We start from the raw sequence: 22,700 nt of genomic DNA, 5'->3' as shown, positions 1-22,700 counted from the left end.
AGACTGATGATCACTTAAAGGATTTCTGAATGCTGTTCGCAATGATCTTTGGCGGCCTGATAGGCTATGCCTTTGGCCGCTTCCCCGGGTTCCTTATCGGAGCCGCCTTGGGCGCGTTCCTGCTCCAGCGCCTCAAAAGCAAACTGATAGGCGGCATTCAAAGCCTGCAACTGGGGTTTATTGAGTCAGCATTTTCAGTCATGGGTGCGCTCTGCAAAGCGGATGGTGTCGTCAGCCGTGATGAAATCCAAATGGCAGAAACCATGTTCATGCGGTTCCGCCTGAACGAGGATCAAAAAAAACTTGCCAGAGACGCTTTCAATAGGGGCAAACAACCTGACTTCGACCTTGATGCCGAGCTGCAACGGTTTCTTGCCAGCTCGGGCCGGCAACCAGCCCTCCTTCAGATGTTTCTCCAAATACAGGTATCGGCAGTGGCTGCTGACGGCCAGGTTCACCCTGCAGAGCACGAAATGCTGCTACGTGTCGCCAGAGGGCTCGGCCTGCCAGAAAGCCAGGTTGACCAACTTGAAGCAATGCTAAGAGGGGCCCACGCTGGCCACGGAGGAAACAACCCAAACTATTCCACCAGTCAGCAGCTGGATGACGCTTACAAGGTGCTGGGGATGCCTTCATCGGCGTCTGACGCTGAGATCAAGCGAGCCTATCGCAAATTGATGAGCGAAAACCATCCGGACAAGCTCGCTGGCAGAGGTATCCCTGAGAGCATGCGGGAAATGGCCGAGGAGCGCACACAGGAAATCAGCCACGCCTACGATATTATCAAGGCAGCCCGAAAAAAGGCCTCCTGAAAAGGATGAGATGGGCTACACAAAAAACATAACTCCGTGCAACGCTCTGTGACGACGTACCTAAAATGATATGTCGTCACGTTTAAAGCTGGGCTATGGTTCTTGTCCAATTAAACGCATCGGAGTATTAAATGGACCGCAATCAACCAGCCCCCTTCCACTGTTTTCGGGATGATGCTCTCGGGACATCTGATGCCACAGACCTTGCAGCGAAAATTCGCCGAGGCGAAGTATCAGCAGTTGAGGTTGCTGCTGCGGCGATAGAAAGGTCCAGACTGGCACAGCCCACGTTGAATGCCGTGGCCTCTGACAATTACGACCAGGCATTGGCGCAGGCTACAAAAGTGGCCTCATCGCAAGCTCCGTTCGCAGGCGTACCTACCTTTATCAAAGACAATACCGATATAAAAGGGCTGCCCACCAGTCATGGTTCAGTCGCCGTGCCACGCCAACCAGCTACCAAAACCAGTCCCTTTGCAAAACAGATGCTTGCACAGGGATATCTCTGCCTGGGCAAAAGCAGCATGCCGGAATTCGGTTTTAACGCCACCACAGAACCAGCCCATGGCGCACCGACAAGAAACCCCTGGAACCCGGCATACTCCTGCGGAGCTTCGTCGGGTGGTGCTGCAGCCATGGTTGCAGCAGGCGTTGTTCCAGTGGCCCATGCTAACGACGGTGGCGGCTCTATTCGCATCCCGGCCGCTTGTTGTGGTCTGATTGGCCTCAAACCTACTCGGGGGCGAGTTGTTATTCATGAAGCCGCCAGGACCCTACCTGTCGATATTGTCAGCGATGGTGTAGTCACACGGTCTGTGCGCGACAGTGCAGGATTTATCGCCCATGCCGAACAATATTTCTACAATCATAAATTACCAAAGGTCGGCCATGTTCATGGGCCGGGCGAAAAACAACTGCGAATAGGGCTGGCTCTGGACTCAATCAACGGCCATTCTACGGACGAGGAAACACGCCGAACCGTTGAGCAAACTGCCAGATTACTTGAAAAGCTGGGCCACATTATTGAGCCCATTGATCTTCCTGTGGCGAAGTCATTTCCCAACGACTTTGCCCTGTACTGGGGGATGCTCGCTTTGGGTGTAAAGCTTCAGGGGCGAAAACTCTTACACCCGGACTTTGACAAAAAAAAGGTTGATGCTCTGACCAATGGGTTGGACAACATGGTACGAAAGCAGATCTGGCGATTACCCGCTGCTATCTGGAGGCTAAAGCGATCCTGGCACGATTACGCCAGAGATATGACCGATTACGATGCCATTTTGACGCCAGTGCTGGCTCACACCACCCCCCTGCTCGGCCACCTGAGCCCGACGGTGCCTTTCGATACTCTGTTTGAGCGGCTCATGCAGTACGCAAACTTTACCCCCTTCGCCAACGCTACAGGCGCACCGGCGATTTCAATACCAATGGGAGTAACTGAGAACAACCTGCCGGTGTCTGTCCAATTCATGGCAAAACACGGAGATGAACGCACACTTCTTGAGATTTCCTATGCACTGGAAGCTGATCGCGGGTGGCCATCCATAACCTATCTTAACTATTAAGCGGTTACTGAACTCCCGGCCGGACCATCTTTCCGACAGATTTCAACCCGGTTCCGGCCCTTACCTTTAGCTTCGTACAAAGCGTCATCGGCACGGGCGAAAATTTCTTTCGTAGCATCCGCTGCTTTAGGCGCAACGCTGCAAACCCCGATACTGATGGTGAGGTGAAGTATCTCACCGGATACCCTGAACGCAGTTTCCTCAATGTCTCTGCGTATGCGCTCGGCAACACTAACAGCACCTTCTTCCGGTGTATCAGGCAATAACACTACAAATTCCTCGCCACCGTACCGGGCAGCCAGATCCTGGGGGCGGCTGAGATGGTTTTGCATACATTTAGCCACCATTTTCAAACAGTCATCACCAACCAAGTGGCCATAGGTGTCGTTAAACTGCTTGAAGTGATCGATATCCAACACAAGCAACGACAACGTTTCTTCAAACCGGTATGCATGAACCACTGCAGACTGAAAAGCTTTATCAAAATGGCCTCGGTTTTTCAGGCCTGTAAGCGGGTCGGTGGCGCTCAGCTCCAGCAACTGCTCGTTCAATGCTTCAAGATCGCGGGTACGATCCTGTACCCGCTCTTCCAGCATGGCATTCGCTTCCCTCTGGACCTGCAGGGACTTCTCTTGGGCAAACCGGGCTTTACGCTCTTCACTTAAAAGTCGTTGTTGAGCTGCAATAGTTTTCATCTTCTCACGATTAAGACGATCGGCCAGCGCAATAGATAACAGAATAACGCCGAGCGCAGACCCCACCTGAGCGGCATTCTCAGTCAGCAGATTTCGCGGCAACATAGTGAATTTGCTAAGTGCCAACACAATGCCTCCAAACAGCATGAATACCCACGCCACGGTGTAATAACGTGCAGCTGGATCAGCCTTGATCAGACGCACTACACTTAACAGCAACATGGTCGCACAACCGACAAATCCGACCAGAATGGAGGGCAGAATCATCTGACTGTAGGGCACAAACAATCCAGCCACTGCCTGGGCTGCAGCAACCCATACCAGCCCAACTGCCCAACGGTTCAGCCAGGGATGATTTTCCCGGGTGACATTGATAAAACTGAGGCTGAAGGCGCCACCAAAGAAAACCACCAGATTCAGAAAAACGATGATCGCCTGATCGTTCCACCAGGTAGACTCCGGCCACAGAAACTGAAAGGTCACACCATGCAAACAGGCCAGAAAAAGCGGCATGGCTGTAATGTATCCCACGTAGTAGAGGAAGTTTCGCTCGCCTACAGCAAGATACACAAACAAGTTATACAGGATCATGACCAGAACAATCCCGAAGTAGGCCCCTTCAAACATACTTCGGGATTGTTCCGTTGCATAGAACGCACTTTGATCCCAGAGGATCAGTGGCAACTGCATTGAACTGGTGGTCTCAACCCGAATGAAGAGCGTTGTCGTCTCATTAGGTGCCAGCACCATGGGAATAATAAAATTACGATGATAAACCGGCCGATCATAAAACGGCTGTTTATCACCTAATTTCATTGGGTTGGACTGCCCGGCAGATGAAACGGTGTATAACTCTATGTGGTCGAGTACTGGGTAACCTATCTCCAGAAAGGTAATCGCTTCTACCGCCAGCGCATTGTCCAGCCCGACTTTGAACCAATAAACCGCATCGCCGTAGCCAAGACTCACACTGTCGTTACCGTTCTCTGTCCAGGCCGTCTCCGGCAGCGAACGGACCTCCTGAATAGAGGTTTGTTCATCCTCCATCCAGTAAGCAACAAATTGGGAAAGCTCCAGACGCTTGGAATGTTTCCCCCAGACGGCGTCTTCAGCCGCCATTGCGGCAGGCAGTACAAAGCAGAGCATGAATGCCAACAAGAATTTTAGTGTGTTCACTTTGCGCCCTAGCGTATGGATTTATTCTTATAGTCGTGCTGGGAGTATGTATGAAAACAAGCAGAATCAAAGATTACAAAACCAATCAACGCAAAATGATAAAAAAAACTACATAACTGGCACATTATGCCAGGGCGCGGCGCTGAAATACCTGAACGCCCTGGTAATACCGTGGAAGAATACTCTGGTCAACGACCCTGACCGGCTAGATGCCTGACACATTACCAAACAGTACCAAAACATCTTGAAAGCTCTGCTCTGGTGGGGCTTTCAAGATAATTTTCTCGCCTGTCACCGGGTGCAAAAAACGCAATTCCGTCGCTGCCAGCAGCAACCTTCCCCGACCAAACCTTTCAGCAAAATAACGGTTGTGCCTACCTCGGCCATGATTCGCATCGCCAATGATGGGGTGATTGATATGTTTCATATGCCGACGCAACTGATGCTTACGGCCCGTTTTCGGATAAAGTTCCACCAAGCTGTAACGACTGCTGGGGTATCGCTCAATGGCAACTGGCAGTTCGGTTGTCGCGAGCCTCTTGTAATGCGTCAGGGCTTCCCGTATCGGCTGGTTTTGCGCTTTCAGACGGCGATCTTCCGGTTCATCCCGTAAAGGATGATCAATCACGCCACTTTCCGGAGCCCACCCTCTCACCACCGCAAGATAGGTTTTGGAAACGTCACCAGCCATCATCGCCTGCCCCATCACCCTGGCGGTGTCCGGGTCTCTGGAAAAAATCAGCAAGCCTGAGGTTGGCCGATCCAACCTATGCACCGGGTACACATGCTGCCCCCCGTTCAACTCCCGGGCATATTGCAGTGCAAACTCGGTTTCATGTTTATCGATGGGGCTTCGGTGCACCAACAACCCTGAAGGTTTGTGAACCACCAGCAACCATTGATCACGATAAATTTCGTCAAGAGGGTTCGGCATTATCATCGGTGTTGTACTTCCCAGCCTGTTGGTCATCAGCACCTTCGCCACTCATTTTTCAGTTAACGGAATCTGGCAGTAAACCCACGGAGACGCAGCCCTGTTCGCTCACCAAGGACCAGCAACGCCGGGGTCAGCAACAGCGTCAGCAGCGTCGCAAAAGCCAGCCCCCCTGCGATAGCACTGGAAAGCTGCATCCACCACTGGGTGGAAGGTGCGCCCAAACCCAATGACGGTTCCAGCAAGTTGACGTTAACACCCAACACCATCGGCATCAGCCCAAGAATAGTGGTAATGGCCGTAAGCAGGACAGGCCGGAAACGCAAACAACCCGTTTCAAGAGCCGCCTCATAGGCTTCCAGACCTTCTTTTTTTAACTGGTTAAAGGTATCGATCAGGATGATATTGTTGTTCACAACAATGCCCGCCAGGGCAATAATCCCCATCCCTACCATCACAATGCCGAATGATTGGCCATTAAGCAGCAGCCCAAGCAGAACGCCCGCGGTAGAAAGTACGATTGCCGAAAGAATCAACAACGTCTGATACATGGAATTGAACTGAGTCAGAAGAATTAACACCATCATGGCTATCGCCACAAAAAAGGCAGAAACAAGGAAAGTGGATGCCTGTTGCTGATCTTCGTTTTCACCACCAAAACGGAGAGTGACTCCCTCTGGCGGTTCGGGCATTTCAGCCTGTAAAGCTTCCAGTAACTCATCCATTCTACGGCCCGGTGCCACATCGGATTTTATGGTGATGGTTCGCTGGCCATCGACCCGAACAATGTTTCCGGTTTTGTCACCGGGCTCCAGTGTCACAAACTCGGATAAAGGCACCTGCCCTCTGGGCGTGTTAATGGTCTGGCGCTGCAAGTATTCCAGCTCTCGCCAGTTATTCGGCACACGAACAGCAATATCCACCTCATCCCGCACATCTTCTGGCCGATAGGTAGCCAACACCATCCCATTGGTAACCAGCCGCACTGCGCTACCAATACTCAACACATCGGTGCCAAAGCGGGCCGCAGCCTCACGATCCACTTTCAAGCGCCACTCAATACCTGGCAGGCTGCGATCGTCCTCGATATCCACGAACCCACCCATACTGCGCATTTTTTGAGCAAGCTCATCCACATACCCATCCAGTTGACCGCTATTCAGGCTGCTAACCAACAATTCAACAGGCTTACCTTCTGCAGGGCCGCCTTCCTGTTTCCGGAACTCCAGCTCGATACCGGCAATATCTGAAGTTCGCTCGCGGAAGTCATCAAGTATTTCAGTCGCAGGCCGACGCGTGTGCCAGTCATTAAATTGGAACTGCAAGGTACCGATCACATCCGGTGCCATTTGATTTCCGGCGGTCAATATAGAGCGGGCATATAGCGCCTTCACTTCAGGCATGTTCTGCAGACGATCTTCCACCTCCCGAATAATGGCATCCCGCTCCCAGATAGACAGATCTCCACGGGCGCGCACTTGCACCTGAGCCGAATCTGGTTCGACACTGGGAAAGAACTCAACGCCATAATTAAAGCGACTGTAGGCTGCGTATATCACAATGATCACGGCCAGAGCCCCCGTCAGAGTTAGCCCCGGCCTACGCAACAGCCCACTCAGGGTGCTCCGGTAGACCATCATGAAACGCCCTTCCGTAACATCCTGATGGGATCGCCTACCACCGCTGACACCTCCCATAACCGGCAAAAAAACCAGCGCCATAGCCAGCGAGGCGATCAAACAGATCAAAACGGTCATCGGCAGAAATTTCATGAACTCACCAACAACGCCGGGCCAGAACAGCAAAGGGATGAAAACTGCCAAAGTTGTTGCTGTTGAGGCAATCACAGGCCACGCCATGCGAGAGGCAGCTTCCACCCACGCATCTTTTACTGGCAGGCCTTCGCTCAGATTACGGTCAGCCAGTTCAGAAACGACAATGGCACCGTCAACCAACATGCCCGCCACCAGAATAAGGCTGAACAACACAACGATATTGAGCGTTAAACCCATACCCCATATCACCAGAATCCCAGTTAAAAAGGCACCGGGAATGGTGAGCCCCACCAGCAATGCAGAGCGTGGGCCCATGGCTGCGATCACGACAATGAGCACCAGAACAATCGCTGTCAGTACGTTGTTAAGCAGATCAGACAGCATGTCTTGAACTTCTTCTGACTGATCCATGATATAGCGAACTTCCAGCGCTTCCGGTAACTGCGGCCTGGCTTCGCCTATCAAAGCCGTAACCTGCTCAATCGTTTCAATAATATTGGCACCAGAACGCTTCGACACCTCTAAGACCAAAGCGGGTTCGCCATTGATGCGGGCAAAGCCGGAAGGATCTTTGAACGTACGTTGCAGCATTGCCACATCGCCAAAGGTGACGACAGTGTTACCGTCTACCTTAATGGGCATGGACATCACATCTTCGATTGTCTCGATGACTCCGGGTACCTTTAACGACATCCGGCCATTACCTGTATCCAGGGACCCCGCCGCCACCAACTGGTTGTTCCGGGTCACAATAGAAGCCAGTTGGTCAAAATCTATGCCGTAACTTTCAAGCACCTGTGGGTCTACAACAATTTCTAACAGGTCTTCCCTGTCACCACCAATATCTACTTCCAGCACTTCAGGAATGGCTTCAATTGCGTCCTGAAAACGTCGGGCAATGGTGATCAGCTCACGCTCAGACAACGGGCCAGACAGTCCAATAGACAAAACAGGAAAGAGAGACACGTTGATTTCATGAACCCGCGGTTCATCCGCTTCTTGAGGGAGCTTGTTGCGCGCCGTATCAACCTTCTCTCGCACATCCTGCAAGGCTTTATCTGCATCAAATCCGGCATCGAATTCCAGCATGACCGAAGCATGACCTTCGGAGGCGTTGCCACGCATTTCCTTGATACCTTCAAGGGCTCGCAACTCCTGCTCCATAGGACGCACCAGCAAACGCTCGGCATCTTCCGGGCTAATCCCTTCCAAAGACATGGCAACGTATATCATGGGTATGGCTATGTCCGGGCTGGACTCCTTAGGAATCACTTGATAAGCCACCATTCCGCCAATCAGAAGAAACAGGAACGTCAGTAAGGTAGTGCGGCTTCGATCCATTGCCGCAGCGATAAGTGCTTTCATATTAATCAGCCCCGCTTATCTGAGCGATCAACGGGCCGCACGGTCTCACCAGCAACAACAAACCCGGCCCCGCGAGTAATCAGCAGAATTTCATCAGGCAGGCCAGAAACCCAAGCACCCGTCGTTGAAATACTGAGTAGTTTGACGGTTTGGAATACCACTTTGTTGTCGCTATCCACGTACTTCACACCCGGGCGACCATCATCATTGAGGCTCAGGTAAGCAGGAGAGATAAACATTGCCTTTTGTTCCGGCAATTGGATATTGAGATTTGCGGTACCACCGGCTGCTCTTTTCAAATCCGGGTTTTCAACCACAATTTCCACAGCAAAACTACGAGTGGCAGGATCTGCAGCACTGGCCACAAAACTCACGACGCCCGCCAAACGGGTACCATCCAGCAGATTCACTCCAACCGCTTGCCCCGGGCGAACATCTTTCACAGCTTGTTGTGGAACCCGGCCCAAGGCCTTCAGTCGATCTACCTGGACCAGCTCAAGTAACGAAGTACCTTCTTGTACCAGTGTACCCGGGTCCACTTCGCGGCGGTTCACAATTCCGTCAAACGGAGCTTTTGGTTTTAAATATTGCAGCGTTAACTCTGCGGCCTTCATGTCAGCCCGGGCAGCAGCAAGATCACTCTCCAAGCTCAAAATCTCTGTTTCAGCCACTAAATTACGGGTTTTAAGTTTACGTGCTGCTGACAGGTCAGCTTCCAGCTTTCGGATTCTGGCCTGCCAGCGTGTTACCACAGCATCACGGCCATCGGTGGAGAGAGTCAGTAATGTCTGGCCAGCTTTCACCTGATCACCCAGCGCAACCTGCAGGCTCTCAACAGTTCCGGACGTGCGGGCACTGACCATAACCATCTTCCAGGGCTCAATCTGCCCCTGTAGCTTAAGCGATGGCTGATAGGCCTCTGCCTTCAGCACTTTCACTTCAACCTGTGTCAGCTCACGTTGTTCCTTTACAGGTTCCTCGGGCGGCTCATCACTCGCAAGTCTGATTTCCCCGGTCGCCATCCAGATGATCAAAGCCACGATCACCAGAATCGACAACCCCAGGGAACTCCATTTTGCTTTTATCATGACCATACTCGCCGTTAATTATCCATTCTTGGTTGTTTCAAAAAGTTGAAACTGCGTGGGTAAGTAAAAATAAAAGGTTGCAACCAGATTTAAACGTGCGGTAAATTCTACACACATTGTTTAAATCTATTCAGAGCGCATTGTCGATTTTATGAACCTCAACGCTGTCGTTGTCCTGGTAAAGCTAATCCTGGTGGTCGTGGTGCCGTCCGGGGGCTTTTGCGTGGGCAAGCAGGTGAGATAGCGACAACCTGATAAAGACACCAGAAACCCCCGGCACCGAAAGGTCCCGGGGGTTTCTTTTTGCGGCAAAGAAAAAAAGGAAAACGAACATGAACGGCGCACAGCACATTCTTGAAGCGTTCCACCGCCACAACATCAACACAGTTTTCGGTTATCCGGGCGGCTGCATTATGCCACTCTACGATGCCCTGGTTGATGATGTCGGAGTAGAGCATGTGCTGTGCCGCCACGAACAGGCCTGCGCCCTGGCCGCTGATGGCTTTGCCCGTGCCAGTGGTGAGATTGGTGTTTGCATTGCCACCTCCGGCCCAGGTGCGACCAACCTGATCACCGGCGTTGCCAATGCCTATATGGATTCCACCCCTATGCTCATTATCACCGGACAAGTACCGTCTCCGTTGATTGGCACCGACGCGTTTCAGGAAACCGATATTCTGGGCATGACCCTGGGCATCGTTAAACACAGCTATCTGGCAGATGACCCTGAGTCCTTGCCTGCGATATTGGAAGAAGCCATCACCTTGGCTCAAAGTGGTCGCCCGGGGCCGGTTTGGATTGATATTCCGAAGAATATTTTGCTCACTGACATAACCTCGCCTGCCAGCCCGACAACTAAAAAGCCTGAAGCCCAAGAGACGGATATATCCCAAGCCATGGCTATGCTGCGCTCTGCCAAACGGCCGCTACTCTATAGTGGCGGCGGAGTTTCGCTGGCCCATGCGGAAGAAAACTTCCGCAACTTCGCATTGGCCTCTGGCATGCCAGCCGTTGTAACACTCAAGGGCATTGGCAACTCAGGTAAAGGTAGCCCATACAACATGGGCATGCTGGGCATGCACGGTTCTCGCGCTGCGAACAAAGCCGTTGATGAATGCGACTTGCTATTCGTTGTTGGTGCTCGTCTGGATGACCGGGCCACCGGTAAACTTGACGGGTTTGCCCCCAGGGCCCGCATGATTCATATCGATACCGACGCTGCTGAGATCAACAAGCTTCGCCCGGCTGACTTATCCATGCGAGGCGACTTAAACCAGATTCTTGGCGCCTTTGCGCACGCCATAAAACAAGAACCTTTATCCATCAGCGAATGGCAGAAACAGTGCAAAACCTGGCGCACTACCGGTGGTTTTCAAGCTGCAGATAACGAAGAGTCGCTGGCCCCCATCGCTGGCCCTGCATTTATCCGCCAACTGTCCAGGATTGCGCCAGATAACACAATCATCGCCTGCGATGTTGGTCAGCACCAGATGTGGGTTGCCCAGCATTACGAATTCGACCACCCACGTCATCACCTGACGAGTGGCGGCTTGGGCACCATGGGCTTCGGTCTGCCCGCAGCCATTGGTGCCCAGTTTGCCGACCGCAACAGTACTGTTATCAATGTAACAGGCGATGGGTCGTTCATGATGAACGCACAGGAGTTAGCCACGATTCGCCGTTACAACTTACCGCTAAAGCTGATCATTCTTGATAACCAATGCCTGGGCATGGTTCGCCAGCAGCAAGAATTGTTCTACAACAACAGGGAAAGCCATATCAATCTGGATGACAATCCAGACTTTGTCGCCATGGCACGGGCGTTTGATATCCCTGCCTTACACATCGAGCGTACAGATCAAATGCGCAGGGGGATTGAGACGATTCTGGCCTATAACGGGCCAATGCTGCTGCACGTTGCCATCAGCCGTGAAGAGAACGTGTGGCCGATAGTTAAACCTGGCGGCAGCAATAACGAGATGATCGATGAAGCGCGACGTACCACAACTAAGGAACAGGTAGCATGAACCAGTCAGCAGAGAATTCTATGCCCAGTTATTCATTAAATTGCCGTATGCAACAGGAGGCCGCGGCTCTAGAACGCCTGTGCCAGGTGGTTCGGGTTCGGGGATTCAGGATTGCGCGGATGTCTATGGAATCTTCAGATGACCAGCTGGACATTTCTTTGACTCTGGAGGGCTGTAGGCCGGTCGCCATGTTACGCTCACAGCTGGAAAAGCTGCATAACGTTGTTAACGTAACTTTGAACGAACAGGCTGCACCGGTTCGTTCAGTCTCTGCATAGAAGGGTTCCAGTTGTGCTGGTAAGCCCTCCAGCACAACTGAAACCCTATGTATAAAGCTTGTACCTATCTAAAGTACTTCGATGGCCACCGCCGTTGCCTCGCCACCACCAATGCACAGGGAAGCGACACCCCGTTTCAGGCCTCGCTGCTTCAGCGCGTTGATCAGGGTAACGATGATGCGGGAGCCAGATGAACCAATAGGGTGCCCCAGAGCGCAAGCGCCGCCATGCACGTTGACCTTCCCGGCAGGCAGGTTGAGTTTATTGATAGCCGCCAGGGTGACCACAGCGAAAGCTTCGTTGATTTCGAACAGGTCTACGTCATCCAGACTCCAACCCGCTTTCTTCAGCACTTTTTCAATGGAACCAATAGGAGCCAGAGTAAATTCTGCTGGCAGGCGGGCGTGGGTAGCATGAGCCACAATTCGGGCCTGCGGGGTCAGACCCCGAGCCTCCGCTTCCGCTGCCGATGCCAGTACCACGGCGGAAGCGCCGTCACTGATAGAGCTTGAGTTGGCCGCTGTGATTGAACCGTCTTTAGCGAATACTGGTTTCAGGTTCGGAATTTTTTCCGGTTTGGCATTACCCGGCTGTTCATCAGTGTTGACGACTGTATCCCCGCCGCGGCCGGAAATGGTGACGGGTACAATTTCATCACGGAACCAGCCATTTTCAATGGCCGCCAATGATTTTTGCAGGGAACCGATGGAGAACTCATCCATGGCCTGACGAGAAATGTTGAGCTCATCTGCCGTGCGCTGAGCGAACACGCCCATCAAACCACCTTCGTAGGCATCTTCCAGTCCGTCCAGAAACATACTGTCCATCACCTGACCATGCCCCATACGCATACCGGCACGGGCTTTAGGTAACAGGTATGGCGCCTGGCTCATATTTTCCATGCCACCAGCGATCATGATGCTATTGGTGCCGGCTTTGATCTGATCATGAGCTATGATGATGGCCTGCATACCGGAACCGCACATTTTGTTAACCGTCGTGCAGCCGGAGCTATCGGGAATACCGGCGGCTCGCGACGCCTGACGGGCAGGTGCCTGGCCGAGACCTGCAGGCAGAACACAGCCCATAATAATTTCTTCAATGTCGGCCGGTTGCAGCCCAGCACGCTCAATGGCTGCTTTAATAGAAATAGCACCAAGTTCCGGAGAGCGTACGGAGCTTAATGAGCCCATCATTCCACCCATCGGGGTCCGGGCAGACCCGGCGATGACTACGTCGTTTTTGTTCATAGATTGTGTCCTCTGTAATCAGCGCCCAAGTACCGATCGGGCGATAATTTCTTTCATCACTTCCGAAGTACCGCCATAGATACGCTGTACCCGAGCGTCAGTAAAATTGCGGGAGATCGGGTATTCGCGGGTGTAACCATAACCCCCGAACAATTGCAGGCAGCCATCAGCGACCCGACACTGCATTTCCGTAGCACTGTACTTGGCCATGGACGCAGTCGGCGCGTCCAGCTTGCCGTCTTCGTACTCGCGGATACACTGGTCCACGAAGGCCTTATTCACGCGATAATCGGTTTCCATTCGGGCGATTTCGAAACGAGTATTCTGCAGTTGACCCAATTTCTGACCGAACAGCTCTCGTTCCTGCGCGTAGGCGATGGTCATATCCAGAGAGCCGCGAGCAGCGGCAACCCCGAGCGCACCAATCACCAGACGCTCACGGGGCAGCTCCCGCATCAGATACATGAACCCCTGTCCCTCTTCACCCAATAAGGCTGAAGAAGGTACGCGCATATCGGAAAAAAACAGCTCCGATGTATCACCGGAATGCTGGCCGATCTTTTCAATATTTTGCCCCTTACTGAAGCCTGGCAAAGAGGTATCTACCAGAAACAGACTGATACCTCGGGCACCAGCTGCCGGATCCGTTTTGGCGGCCACAATCACCATGTCCGCATGCTGGCCGTTGGTGATGAAGGTCTTGGAACCATTCAAAATGTAGTCATCACCATCTTTTACCGCACTGGTACGCATGGCCTGCAGGTCACTACCCGCACCCGGCTCTGTCATGGCGATAGCACCAACAGCTTCACCGGAGACCATTTTCGGCAACCATTGGTGTTTCTGCACATCGTTTCCGATATGGCTTAGGTACGGCGCTACAATATCCGAGTGCACCATCACATTGGTGGACAAAGCACCGAACCCCATGCGGGCCAGTTCTTGCCCAACGACCACAGAATACTGAAAAGGCGCACTGCAGCCGCCACAGTCTTCGGGTATATCCACGCACAACATGCCGGCGTTACCGAGGGTATTCCACAACGCCCTGGGCACAATGCCGGATTTTTCCCAAGCGTCGTAGTGTGGAGCCACTTCGGCTTCCAGAGCTTTAACAACGGAATCCCGAAACAGCCTCAGCTCTTCTTGGTCAACGGAAATAGTCATATCGCGTGCCTATCGTTAAGGGTTATCTGGGAGCCATGCGCAGAGCGCAATCGAGGCGGATAACCTCACCGTTGAGAATCGGGTTGCGCACCATCTGATCCACCATCATGCCAAACTCTTCCGGCTTTCCGAGTCGTTTCGGGAATGGCAGAGTTGCAGCAAGGCTATCCTGAACATCCTGGGGCATGCCGGCCATCATCGGGGTCAGGAACAGCCCCGGTGCGATGGTGTTCACCCGAATACCTTCACGGGCCAGTTCCCGAGCCGCCTGCAAAGTCAGCGATACCACACCTCCCTTAGACGCACTGTAGGCCGCCTGGCCAATCTGGCCTTCATAAGCCGCCACCGAAGCTGTGTTGATGATTACGCCACGCTCGCCATCGGCATTGGCTTCACGCTGAGCCATGTCTGCAGCCGCCAAACGCAGAATATTGAAGGTACCAATCAGGTTGACCTGAATAACGTTACTAAAGTGATTCAGCGGCATCACGCCGTCACGGCCAAGAATCTTTGCAGCCGGCGCAATACCTGCACAGCTCACCGCAATACCGCAGAGGCCATGGGTGTCCCGTGCAGCCTTCATTGCCGCTTCAGCGTTTTCCTCAGAAGCCACGTTACATTCAACAAAAATACCGCCAAGCTCGGCAGCTATCTGCTCACCTCGCTCCTTGTTCAAGTCCAGAATAGCCACTTTACAACCGGCTGCGGCCAGCGCCCGAGCCGCACCTTCACCCAGCCCTGAAGCTCCTCCGGTCACGATGGCCGGAATACCTTTGAAATCCATAATCTATATCCTTTGTTAGTTGAGGGGATTACGCCAGATGTTCAACGATCAGCGCGATGCCTTGCCCACCCCCAATGCACATGGTGATCAGTCCATAACGGCCTCCTGTACGTTCCAGTTCAGCCAGCGCTTTGATGATCAGGATAGATCCAGTGGCCCCCACCGGGTGTCCCATAGCAACGGCACCGCCGTTCGGATTGACCTTATCATCAGGCAGTCCAAGCTCGCGGCTAACCGCCATGGCTTGAGCAGCAAAAGCTTCATTGGATTCAATCACATCAAGATCAGCCACCGACAGGCCAGTTTGTAAGAGCACCTGGCGCACGGCGGGAATCGGACCAAGCCCCATGACTTCCGGGTCTACCCCGGCAAAGGCGTAGCCCACCAAACGGCCACGAGCTTTCAAACCGCGCTTTTCGGCTTCAGAGGCGGTGGTCAGTACCATCGCTGCAGCACCATCATTCAGGCCTGACGCGTTTCCGGCAGTCACAATGCCATCTTTAGTGAACACAGGTTTAAGTGCAGACAAGCTCTCTGTAGTCGTGCCCGGACGAACATGCTCATCCTGCTTGAACTCCACATCCTTACGGCCCTGTTTCACCGTCACCGGCACAATCTGACTGTCAAAATAGCCGTTCTCGATAGCGTTTGCTGCGCGACGATGACTCTCTGCAGAGAAAACATCCAGATCTTCCCGGGTCAGGCCGTATTTAGCAGCAATGCGCTCAGCGGTCATCCCCATGTGGCCACTACCAAACGGGTCACTCAAAATCCCCAACGTCATATCGACTACCCCGCCATCACCCATGCGCAGCCCCTTTCGTGCATCAGGCAAAAGATATGCCCCCTGACTCATGGATTCTGCGCCACCTGCCAACGCTATTTTGCTGTCGCCCAGCATAATCATCTGAGCAGCACTGATGACTGACTGAACAGCAGAGCCACACAATCGATTCACGTTAAGCGCCGCCGAGCTTTGTGGCATGCCTACATTCAAGGCAATATGTCGGGCCAGATAGACATCCTGAGGGCCAGTGGTAATGATGTGGCCAAATACAGAGTGGTCGATATCCTCAGCAGGCACGTTCGCCCGGCTAATGGCTTCTCTGGCGACGACCGTACCCATATCGGCCGGAGCCATTGAACTAAGGCTGCCGCCAAAACTACCGATGGCAGTACGGGCACCATCAAGAATCACTACCTCTGTCAGTTTCATACATTTCTCCTGAAAACGGTTGTCGGAATCATTATTTGCCCAGCATGGAACGGGCTATCACCTCTTTCATGATTTCAGAGGTGCCTGCATAAATGGTTTGCACCCGGGCATCCACAAAGAAACGGGAAATCGGATATTCCACGGTATAGCCGTAACCGCCGAACAACTGCAGGCATTCGTGAGCGATGTCACACTGCATTTCGGTGAGCATGAGTTTCAGAACCGCAGCGTCGGTCGCGTTCATGGTGCCCTGATGGTATTTCGCAACACACTGGTTCAGGTAGGCGCGGGCCATCTCGATACGCGCACGAGCCTCGGCCAGTTTGAAACGAGTGTTCTGAAAATCAGCAATCCGCTGACCAAAGGCGTGACGTTGCTTCACATAATCCACAGTCAGCGCCAATGCACCTTCAGACGCGCCAATCGCCTGTGCACCAACACCCAACCGCTCCCGGGGTAGTTCCTGCATAAGATAGGCAAATCCTTTCCCTTCTTCGCCCAACAAAGCATCTTCGGGAACAATCAGATCCGAAAAAAACAGCTCAGCAGTATCACTGGCGTGCTGACCAATTTTCTTAATGCCCTTACCGCGAGAGAAGCCCGGCAGGCTAGTGTCCACCAGAAACAATGACACCCCTTTGGCGCCGGCTTTCAGGTCAGTCTTGGCACAAACAATCACCAAATCAGCCTGCAAGCCATTGGTGATGAACACTTTAGCTCCGTTAATTTTCCAGCCTTCGTCAGTACGTTCAGCGGTTGTTCGCATAGCCGCCAAATCACTACCCGCACCGGGCTCAGTCATGGCAATGGCACCAAGCACCTCTCCCGATACCATTGACGGCAACCAGGCTTGCTTTTGCTGCTCATTGCCCAGATGCAGAATATAGGGCATGACGATGTTGGAGTGGATGTTATAACCAGAAGCCAGACCACCGAAGCCCATGCGGGAAATTTCCTCAATAGCCATCTGGCTGACTTCAAATCCAGACGCGGCACCACCGTATTCTTCCGGCATATCAATGCCCAGCATTCCGGCTTCCCCCAGCGTGTACCACAAGCCCCGGGGAACCTCTCCAGCTTCTTCCCACTGCTCATAGAATGGTGCTACTTCCAGTTCCAGAGCCCGGACAATCATGGTCTGAAAAAGTTCGATTTCTGACTGTTCTGCCGACATGGGCGCCCCCGCCGTTATTGAATGAATAAATGATCCTGTCATTTAACTCCGTATGGCCTGGGTCTAGAATGACCCTTCTTGCCGAAAAATTTGACCTGTTAGGCGGTATTTCTCATAACAATGGCCAAGCCCCATATTGCCAATCACTACCTTCAAGCTGCCATTCGCGGGGCTGAACGCCAAGGCCATCAGGCTCACACCCTGTTGGCTCAGGCCGGTGTCCCCGTCAACTGGCTAGAGCACCCGGAGCAGCTGATCACTGAACAGCAGCTGACCGAGCTGATCAAAGCAGTCTGGCGAGCCACCAAGGATGAATTTCTGGGAATGTCATCAGAGCGATGCAACAACGGCACCTTCGCTCTGATGTGCGAATACTGCCTGGGGTCAGCCACACTGGGTGCAGTACTGCGCAAAAGCGCACATTTTTACCGGATCATCTGCAGCAATATCGACATCGCCATGGAGACTCAGGACAAGCAGATTTTCTTCCGCCTGCACCTGAAAGACGCCCGTAAAGATACCGACCACCTGCTTCAGGAGTTCCTGATCCTGATGTGGGAGCGACTGTCCTGCTGGCTAGTGGATCAGCAAGTTCCCTTTGCCCACACCCAGTTCAGCTACCCCGCCCCGGACCACGAAGCCGAGTACCGGGCAATGTACCCGGGTGAGCTGAAATTTGATCAGCCGACGTGCGGTTTTTTGCTGCATGAAAAATACCTCCATCTGCCCATCGTGCGCGGTGAACAGGAGTTGCGGCAATTCCTTCAGGCGGCCCCCGCTTACATCCTTCATCGACCCAGTCAGGACGAAAGCCTGCGTGCACGTATTCAGGCTTTGCTCACCCGCTACAACTATGCAGACATGCCCGGGCTTAACGCGCTGGGCGAACTCCTGCACATGACACCTCGCAATATTGGCCGTAAATTGCAAGACGAAGGCACCTCGCTACGTAAGATCAAAGAATCTCTGCGTCGGGAACACGCTGTGCGGCTGATGACCAGTGAAAACCTGAGCATTGCCGAAATCAGCGAACAATTAGGTTTTTCAGAAACTGCCGCCTTTTCCCGAGCCTTCAAACGCTGGACGGGGCTATCGCCGGCCCGATGGAGGGGCACCCAAAGCCAATAGCGATTGTCGGATCAGGTCAAATTTTTCGACCAGCAGAGTCATTCCCCCCCCATGCCCGTGTTTGTCTTAATGTCAGCCAGATCAACACAAAAACAAACACAAGAGGTAGAACATGGATGATTCCGGAAACGCCCTGGCTACCCCAAGCCAGAGCACAATTAAGCGAGCCCTGCGTAATACTGTCGGCGATGCCATAGCACGCTCGGCTAGCTGCCATCAGGATAAAATCGCCCTGGCCTTCGCTGACCGCCAGTGGAGCTACACTGATCTTGAAGCCGCCAGCAATCGGGTGGCCCACCAGCTATTGTCCCTTGGACTGAATCAAGGGGACCGGGTGGCCGCCTATGGCAAAAACTCTGATGCCTACGTGTTGCTATGGCTTGCCTGCACCAAGGCCGGCCTGATTCACGTGCCAGTCAACTACGCACTGGTTCAGCATGAACTGATCTACGTACTGAACCAGTCTGGTGCCCGTGCGCTGTTTTACGATGCAGATATGGAGGCACAGGTGAGCGCGGTGGCTTCAGCCGTCAACATTGAGCTGAACGGCACCCTGCACAGCGTCGACAACACCAATGACATACTCGCCATGGCCCGCTCAGACACCAACTCCCTGCCACCGGAGCTCGAATTGTCTGAGACAGACGTGGTGCAGATTTTGTATACCTCAGGCACCACGTCAGACCCTAAAGGTGCCATGCATACCCACCGCTCACTGCTGACCGAATACAGTGCTGCCCAATACCATCTGAATATTGTATCCAGCGACCGATGCCTGGCCGCCCTGCCGCTGTACCATTCGGCCCAGATGCACGTATTCATGATGCCCATGCTGCTCACTGGCGGTTATACCCGGATAATTAACACACCAACCCCAGACGCTATTCTGGGGCTACTCGCCAGCGAGCAACTGAACGCATCATTCGCACCACCAACCGTCTGGATATCGTTGCTGCAGTACAAACATTTCGATGCAAGCAAGCTGCAGCACGTGGACAAAATCTATTATGGTGCATCCATCATGCCTGGCGAAGTTGTCCGGCAACTGAGCCAGCAACTTCCCCAGGCCGGCTTGTACAACTGCTATGGCCAGAGTGAAATTGCACCGCTGGCAACCGTTCTGCGGCCGGAAGAGCATGCCGAACGCCCCACCTCTGCCGGCAAGCCACTGCAAACCGTGATGACCCGGATTATCGACCCGGCCACCGGCGAAGACTGCAAGCCCGGAGAACAGGGAGAGCTGGTGCATCAATCGCCACAACTGATGGTTGGCTACTGGCAAAAGCCTGAAGCCACCGAAGAAGCCTTCAGTAACGGCTGGTTTCACTCTGGTGACCTTGGCTACCGCGACGAACAAGGGTACATCTACATCGTTGACCGAATTAAAGACGTGGTAAACACCGGCGGCGTTCTGGTGGCTAGCCGGGATGTGGAAGAAGCTCTGTACCAACATGACTCCGTAGCTGAAGTCGCGGTGATCGGCGTACCCGACGAAAAGTGGATCGAGGCCATCTGTGCCATCGTCGTCGTACGTGACGGCCACCCAGAAGATGCCGAAGCCCTGCTGGAACACGCTCGCGCCCGGTTAGCCCGTTTCAAAATCCCCAAACACATCCAGTTTGTGGAAGCGCTCCCCAAGAACAGTGCAGGTAAATTACTCAAACGCAAACTGCGAGAAACCTTCGGCGTCACAACAGCTTAAGCTATCCCTATAGCCCGTCCCATAAATGGGGATGGGCTTTTTTACGACCTTACGGTTTACTCCAGCGTATTTCTTTCCTGAACCTGTCCCAATCTGCCAACCAATTCACTTTACGTTTACGTAAACTTCATCTAACCTCAAAACAAACGAGGTAACCGGCATGAGCGAAAAACCCACTTACAGTATCAGCGAACTCTCCAAAGAGTTCGATGTCACCACACGGAGCATTCGCTTCTACGAAGACGAAGGCCTGTTGCACCCAGCCCGCAAAGGCCAGACGCGCATTTTCAGCAGCCAGGACAGAGTCCGCCTGAAACTGACCTTACGCGGTAAACGTATGGGTTTTTCAATCGCTGAGATCCGGGAACTTTTCGCCCTGTGGGACGCCACCACCACCGGTACAGAAAAACAACTGCTGAAAGCCATGGAAGTCGTGGAACACAGGCGTGCTCAACTCGAACAACAAAAACACGACATCGCCATGATGGAAATCGAACTCGACAACCACCACGCCCGATGCAAACAAGCGCTCGAAGAGCTGCGACAGCGCCAGCAGACCAAAGCAACGTCTGACCCCGATTAAACCGGTTGCCAACGCCAACATTAAACAAGAACAAAAGGTACAAACCATGAAATCACAATACTCAGAGTTCAATTTCGGTCTTGGCGCAACCCTCGACAGCCTGAGGGAACAGGTTAACCGTTTCGCCACCAACGAAATCGCCCCAAGAGCCGAAGAAATCGACCGCAGCAACGAATTTCCCATGGATCTCTGGAAAAAAATGGGCGATATGGGCCTGCTGGGCATCACCGTCAGTGAACAATACGAAGGTTCTGGCCTTGGTTATCTGGCTCACGTCGTCGCCATGGAAGAAATCAGCCGGGCCTCTGCCTCCGTGGGCCTGTCCTACGGCGCCCACTCCAACCTGTGCGTCAACCAGATTCACCGCAACGGCACCGAAGAACAGAAGCAAAAATACCTGCCCAAGCTCATCAGTGGCGAACACATTGGCGCCTTGGCCATGTCGGAACCGAACGCCGGCTCTGACGTTATCTCCATGAAACTCCACGCCCGCGACCAAGGCGATCACTACATCCTCAACGGCAACAAGATGTGGATCACCAACGGCCCGGACGCCAACACCTACGTCATCTATGCTAAAACCGATCCACAAGGCGGCTCTAAAGGCGTCACGGCCTTCATCGTAGAGCGGGACACCCCAGGCTTTAGCCGCCACCAGAAACTCGACAAACTCGGCATGCGCGGCTCCAACACCTGCGAACTGGTTTTTGAAGACTGCCAAGTACCCAAAGAAAACGTCCTGGGCGGCGTCGGAAACGGTGCCAAAGTGCTGATGAGCGGTCTGGACTATGAACGCATCGTGCTCTCCGGCGGCCCCCTCGGCATTATGCAGGCGGCCATGGACGTGGTGGTGCCCTATATCCGTGAACGCAAACAGTTCGGCCAGGCCATCGGCGAATTCGAACTGGTTCAGGGCAAGGTGGCGGATATGTACACCTACATGAACACCGCCAAGTCCTACGTCTACATGGTGGCCCAGTCCGCCGACCGGGGTGAGACCACCCGCAAAGACGCCGCCGGCGCCATCCTCTATTCCGCAGAAATGGCCACCAAACTGGCTCTGGATGCTATCCAGCTTCTGGGCGGTAACGGCTACATCAACGAATACCCCACCGGCCGCCTGCTGCGGGACGCCAAGCTCTATGAAATCGGAGCCGGAACCTCGGAAATCCGCCGGATGCTGATTGGTCGGGAACTGTTCCTGAACAAGTAAAACGACCTATCACATCGATTTACGGACTATAACGCCCCCGGTGCACCAATGAGGTGGGGGGCGTACCTCCCGGGAATGTTGAAGGCCAGGGATGGCCTGAAACAAGCGCACATGGATGTGCTCGTAGCGGTTCCCGGGAGGTATGCCCTCCACCCTCGGACGCCCCGAAACAGAGGTTGGGACAATGACCATACTTCAGAGCAAGATCAATCCCAGATCGGACGAATTCCAGGCCAACTACACCGCCATGGCCGAAGCGGTTGCCGACCTGCGCGACAAGGTCGCCACCATCCAGCAGGGCGGCGGCCCCTCCTACCAGGAACGCCATATCGCCCGGGGCAAACTGCTGCCCAGAGAACGCATCAACCGGCTCCTGGACGACGGCTCCCCCTTCCTGGAAGTGGGACAACTGGCCGCCTACAACGTCTATGACGAAGCCGTGCCTGCAGCCGGCGTAATTACCGGCGTCGGCCGGGTATCCGGCATCGAATGCATGATCATCGCCAACGATGCCACAGTGAAAGGCGGCAGCTACTACCCCCTGACCGTCAAGAAACACCTGCGGGCCCAGGAAATTGCCATGGCCTGCCACCTGCCCTGCATCTACCTGGTGGATTCCGGTGGCGCCAACCTGCCCCGCCAGGACGAAGTCTTCCCGGACCGGGACCACTTCGGCCGCATCTTCTACAACCAGGCACTCATGTCCGCCGAAGGCATTCCCCAGATTGCCGTGGTCATGGGCCTGTGTACCGCCGGTGGCGCCTATGT

General features: G+C 53.6%; 18 protein-coding genes. 9 read left to right on the top strand and 9 right to left on the bottom strand.

The features are described from left to right. The first annotated feature begins 29 nt into the window (after window positions 1-29). Window positions 30-812: a co-chaperone DjlA gene (gene djlA, locus ABYA77_RS11560; RefSeq protein ID WP_372966129.1), complete on the top strand. Its 783-nt coding sequence runs from the start codon at window positions 30-32 to the stop codon at window positions 810-812. 131 nt (window positions 813-943) lie between these two features. Further along, window positions 944-2,377 carry an amidase gene (locus ABYA77_RS11555; RefSeq protein ID WP_372966128.1) on the top strand — a complete coding sequence of 478 codons (1,434 nt, stop codon included), beginning with the start codon at window positions 944-946 and terminating at the stop codon, window positions 2,375-2,377. Here ABYA77_RS11555 and ABYA77_RS11550 read toward each other — a convergent pair. The 4 genes from ABYA77_RS11550 to ABYA77_RS11535 form a co-directional block, all read right to left on the bottom strand. Beyond that, on the bottom strand, window positions 2,374-4,248 hold the full coding sequence (locus tag ABYA77_RS11550) for a diguanylate cyclase (RefSeq protein WP_372966127.1): 1,875 nt from the start codon (window positions 4,246-4,248) through the stop codon (window positions 2,374-2,376). The two genes, ABYA77_RS11555 and ABYA77_RS11550, sit on opposite strands and share 4 nt — an antisense overlap. Before the next feature lie 205 nt (window positions 4,249-4,453). After that, window positions 4,454-5,218, bottom strand: a complete 765-nt coding sequence (locus ABYA77_RS11545; protein WP_372966126.1) for a pseudouridine synthase — start codon at window positions 5,216-5,218, stop codon at window positions 4,454-4,456. Between the two features lie 26 nt (window positions 5,219-5,244). Further along, a complete protein-coding gene (locus ABYA77_RS11540) occupies window positions 5,245-8,322 on the bottom strand; it encodes an efflux RND transporter permease subunit (protein WP_372966125.1) in 3,078 nt (1,025 codons plus the stop codon). A gap of 5 nt (window positions 8,323-8,327) precedes the next feature. After that, on the bottom strand, window positions 8,328-9,410 hold the full coding sequence (locus ABYA77_RS11535; RefSeq protein WP_372966124.1) for an efflux RND transporter periplasmic adaptor subunit: 1,083 nt from the start codon (window positions 9,408-9,410) through the stop codon (window positions 8,328-8,330). Between the two features lie 332 nt (window positions 9,411-9,742). On the opposite strand from ABYA77_RS11535, the gene ilvG reads away from it, so the two are divergent. Both ilvG and ABYA77_RS11525 read left to right on the top strand, forming a co-directional pair. Continuing rightward, the gene (gene ilvG / locus ABYA77_RS11530) at window positions 9,743-11,437 is read left to right on the top strand and encodes an acetolactate synthase 2 catalytic subunit (RefSeq protein WP_372966123.1); all 1,695 of its coding nucleotides are present in this window, start codon (window positions 9,743-9,745) and stop codon (window positions 11,435-11,437) included. Beyond that, window positions 11,434-11,715, top strand: a complete 282-nt coding sequence (locus ABYA77_RS11525; RefSeq protein ID WP_372966122.1) for an ACT domain-containing protein — start codon at window positions 11,434-11,436, stop codon at window positions 11,713-11,715. Before ilvG ends, ABYA77_RS11525 begins: the two co-directional genes overlap by 4 nt. A gap of 68 nt (window positions 11,716-11,783) precedes the next feature. Here the strand turns inward: ABYA77_RS11525 and ABYA77_RS11520 are convergent, their stop codons facing one another. The 5 genes from ABYA77_RS11520 to ABYA77_RS11500 are packed head-to-tail and all read right to left on the bottom strand — an operon-like array spanning window position 11,784 to window position 17,306. Beyond that, entirely contained in the window at window positions 11,784-12,965 is a 1,182-nt protein-coding gene (locus ABYA77_RS11520) for an acetyl-CoA C-acyltransferase (protein ID WP_372966121.1), read from the bottom strand. Between the two features lie 18 nt (window positions 12,966-12,983). Then, complete coding sequence (locus ABYA77_RS11515; RefSeq protein WP_372966120.1) at window positions 12,984-14,132, bottom strand: acyl-CoA dehydrogenase family protein; 1,149 nt, start codon at window positions 14,130-14,132, stop codon at window positions 12,984-12,986. Between the two features lie 22 nt (window positions 14,133-14,154). Next, window positions 14,155-14,916 (bottom strand): SDR family NAD(P)-dependent oxidoreductase, encoded by a 762-nt coding sequence (locus ABYA77_RS11510; protein ID WP_372966119.1) that lies wholly within the window; start codon window positions 14,914-14,916, stop codon window positions 14,155-14,157. A 28-nt stretch (window positions 14,917-14,944) separates the two neighbouring features. Next, window positions 14,945-16,132: a beta-ketothiolase BktB gene (bktB, locus tag ABYA77_RS11505; RefSeq protein WP_372966118.1), complete on the bottom strand. Its 1,188-nt coding sequence runs from the start codon at window positions 16,130-16,132 to the stop codon at window positions 14,945-14,947. Between the two features lie 31 nt (window positions 16,133-16,163). Then, window positions 16,164-17,306 (bottom strand): acyl-CoA dehydrogenase family protein, encoded by a 1,143-nt coding sequence (locus tag ABYA77_RS11500; protein WP_372966117.1) that lies wholly within the window; start codon window positions 17,304-17,306, stop codon window positions 16,164-16,166. Between the two features lie 120 nt (window positions 17,307-17,426). Between ABYA77_RS11500 and ABYA77_RS11495 the strand changes: the two genes are divergently transcribed. From ABYA77_RS11495 to ABYA77_RS11475, 5 genes are all read left to right on the top strand, one after another. Further along, a complete protein-coding gene (locus ABYA77_RS11495) occupies window positions 17,427-18,434 on the top strand; it encodes an AraC family transcriptional regulator (protein WP_372966116.1) in 1,008 nt (335 codons plus the stop codon). Window positions 18,435-18,546: 112 nt separating this feature from the next. Then, window positions 18,547-20,136, top strand: coding sequence for a fatty acyl-CoA synthetase (locus tag ABYA77_RS11490; RefSeq protein ID WP_372966115.1), 1,590 nt, complete (start codon window positions 18,547-18,549; stop codon window positions 20,134-20,136). A 160-nt stretch (window positions 20,137-20,296) separates the two neighbouring features. Beyond that, the gene (locus tag ABYA77_RS11485) at window positions 20,297-20,719 is read left to right on the top strand and encodes a MerR family DNA-binding transcriptional regulator (protein ID WP_372966114.1); all 423 of its coding nucleotides are present in this window, start codon (window positions 20,297-20,299) and stop codon (window positions 20,717-20,719) included. Window positions 20,720-20,765: 46 nt separating this feature from the next. Next, entirely contained in the window at window positions 20,766-21,932 is a 1,167-nt protein-coding gene (locus ABYA77_RS11480; protein ID WP_372966113.1) for an isovaleryl-CoA dehydrogenase, read from the top strand. A 184-nt stretch (window positions 21,933-22,116) separates the two neighbouring features. Next, the coding region (locus ABYA77_RS11475; protein ID WP_372966112.1) for a carboxyl transferase domain-containing protein at window positions 22,117-22,700 on the top strand (584 nt) is incomplete at its 3' end.

Origin of the sequence: Marinobacter sp. (assembly GCF_041595835.1) — a bacterium.
Lineage (GTDB): Bacteria > Pseudomonadota > Gammaproteobacteria > Pseudomonadales > Oleiphilaceae > Marinobacter.
Note: the sequence above shows the minus strand (reverse complement) of the source record. Positions and strands in the feature narration are given on the sequence as shown.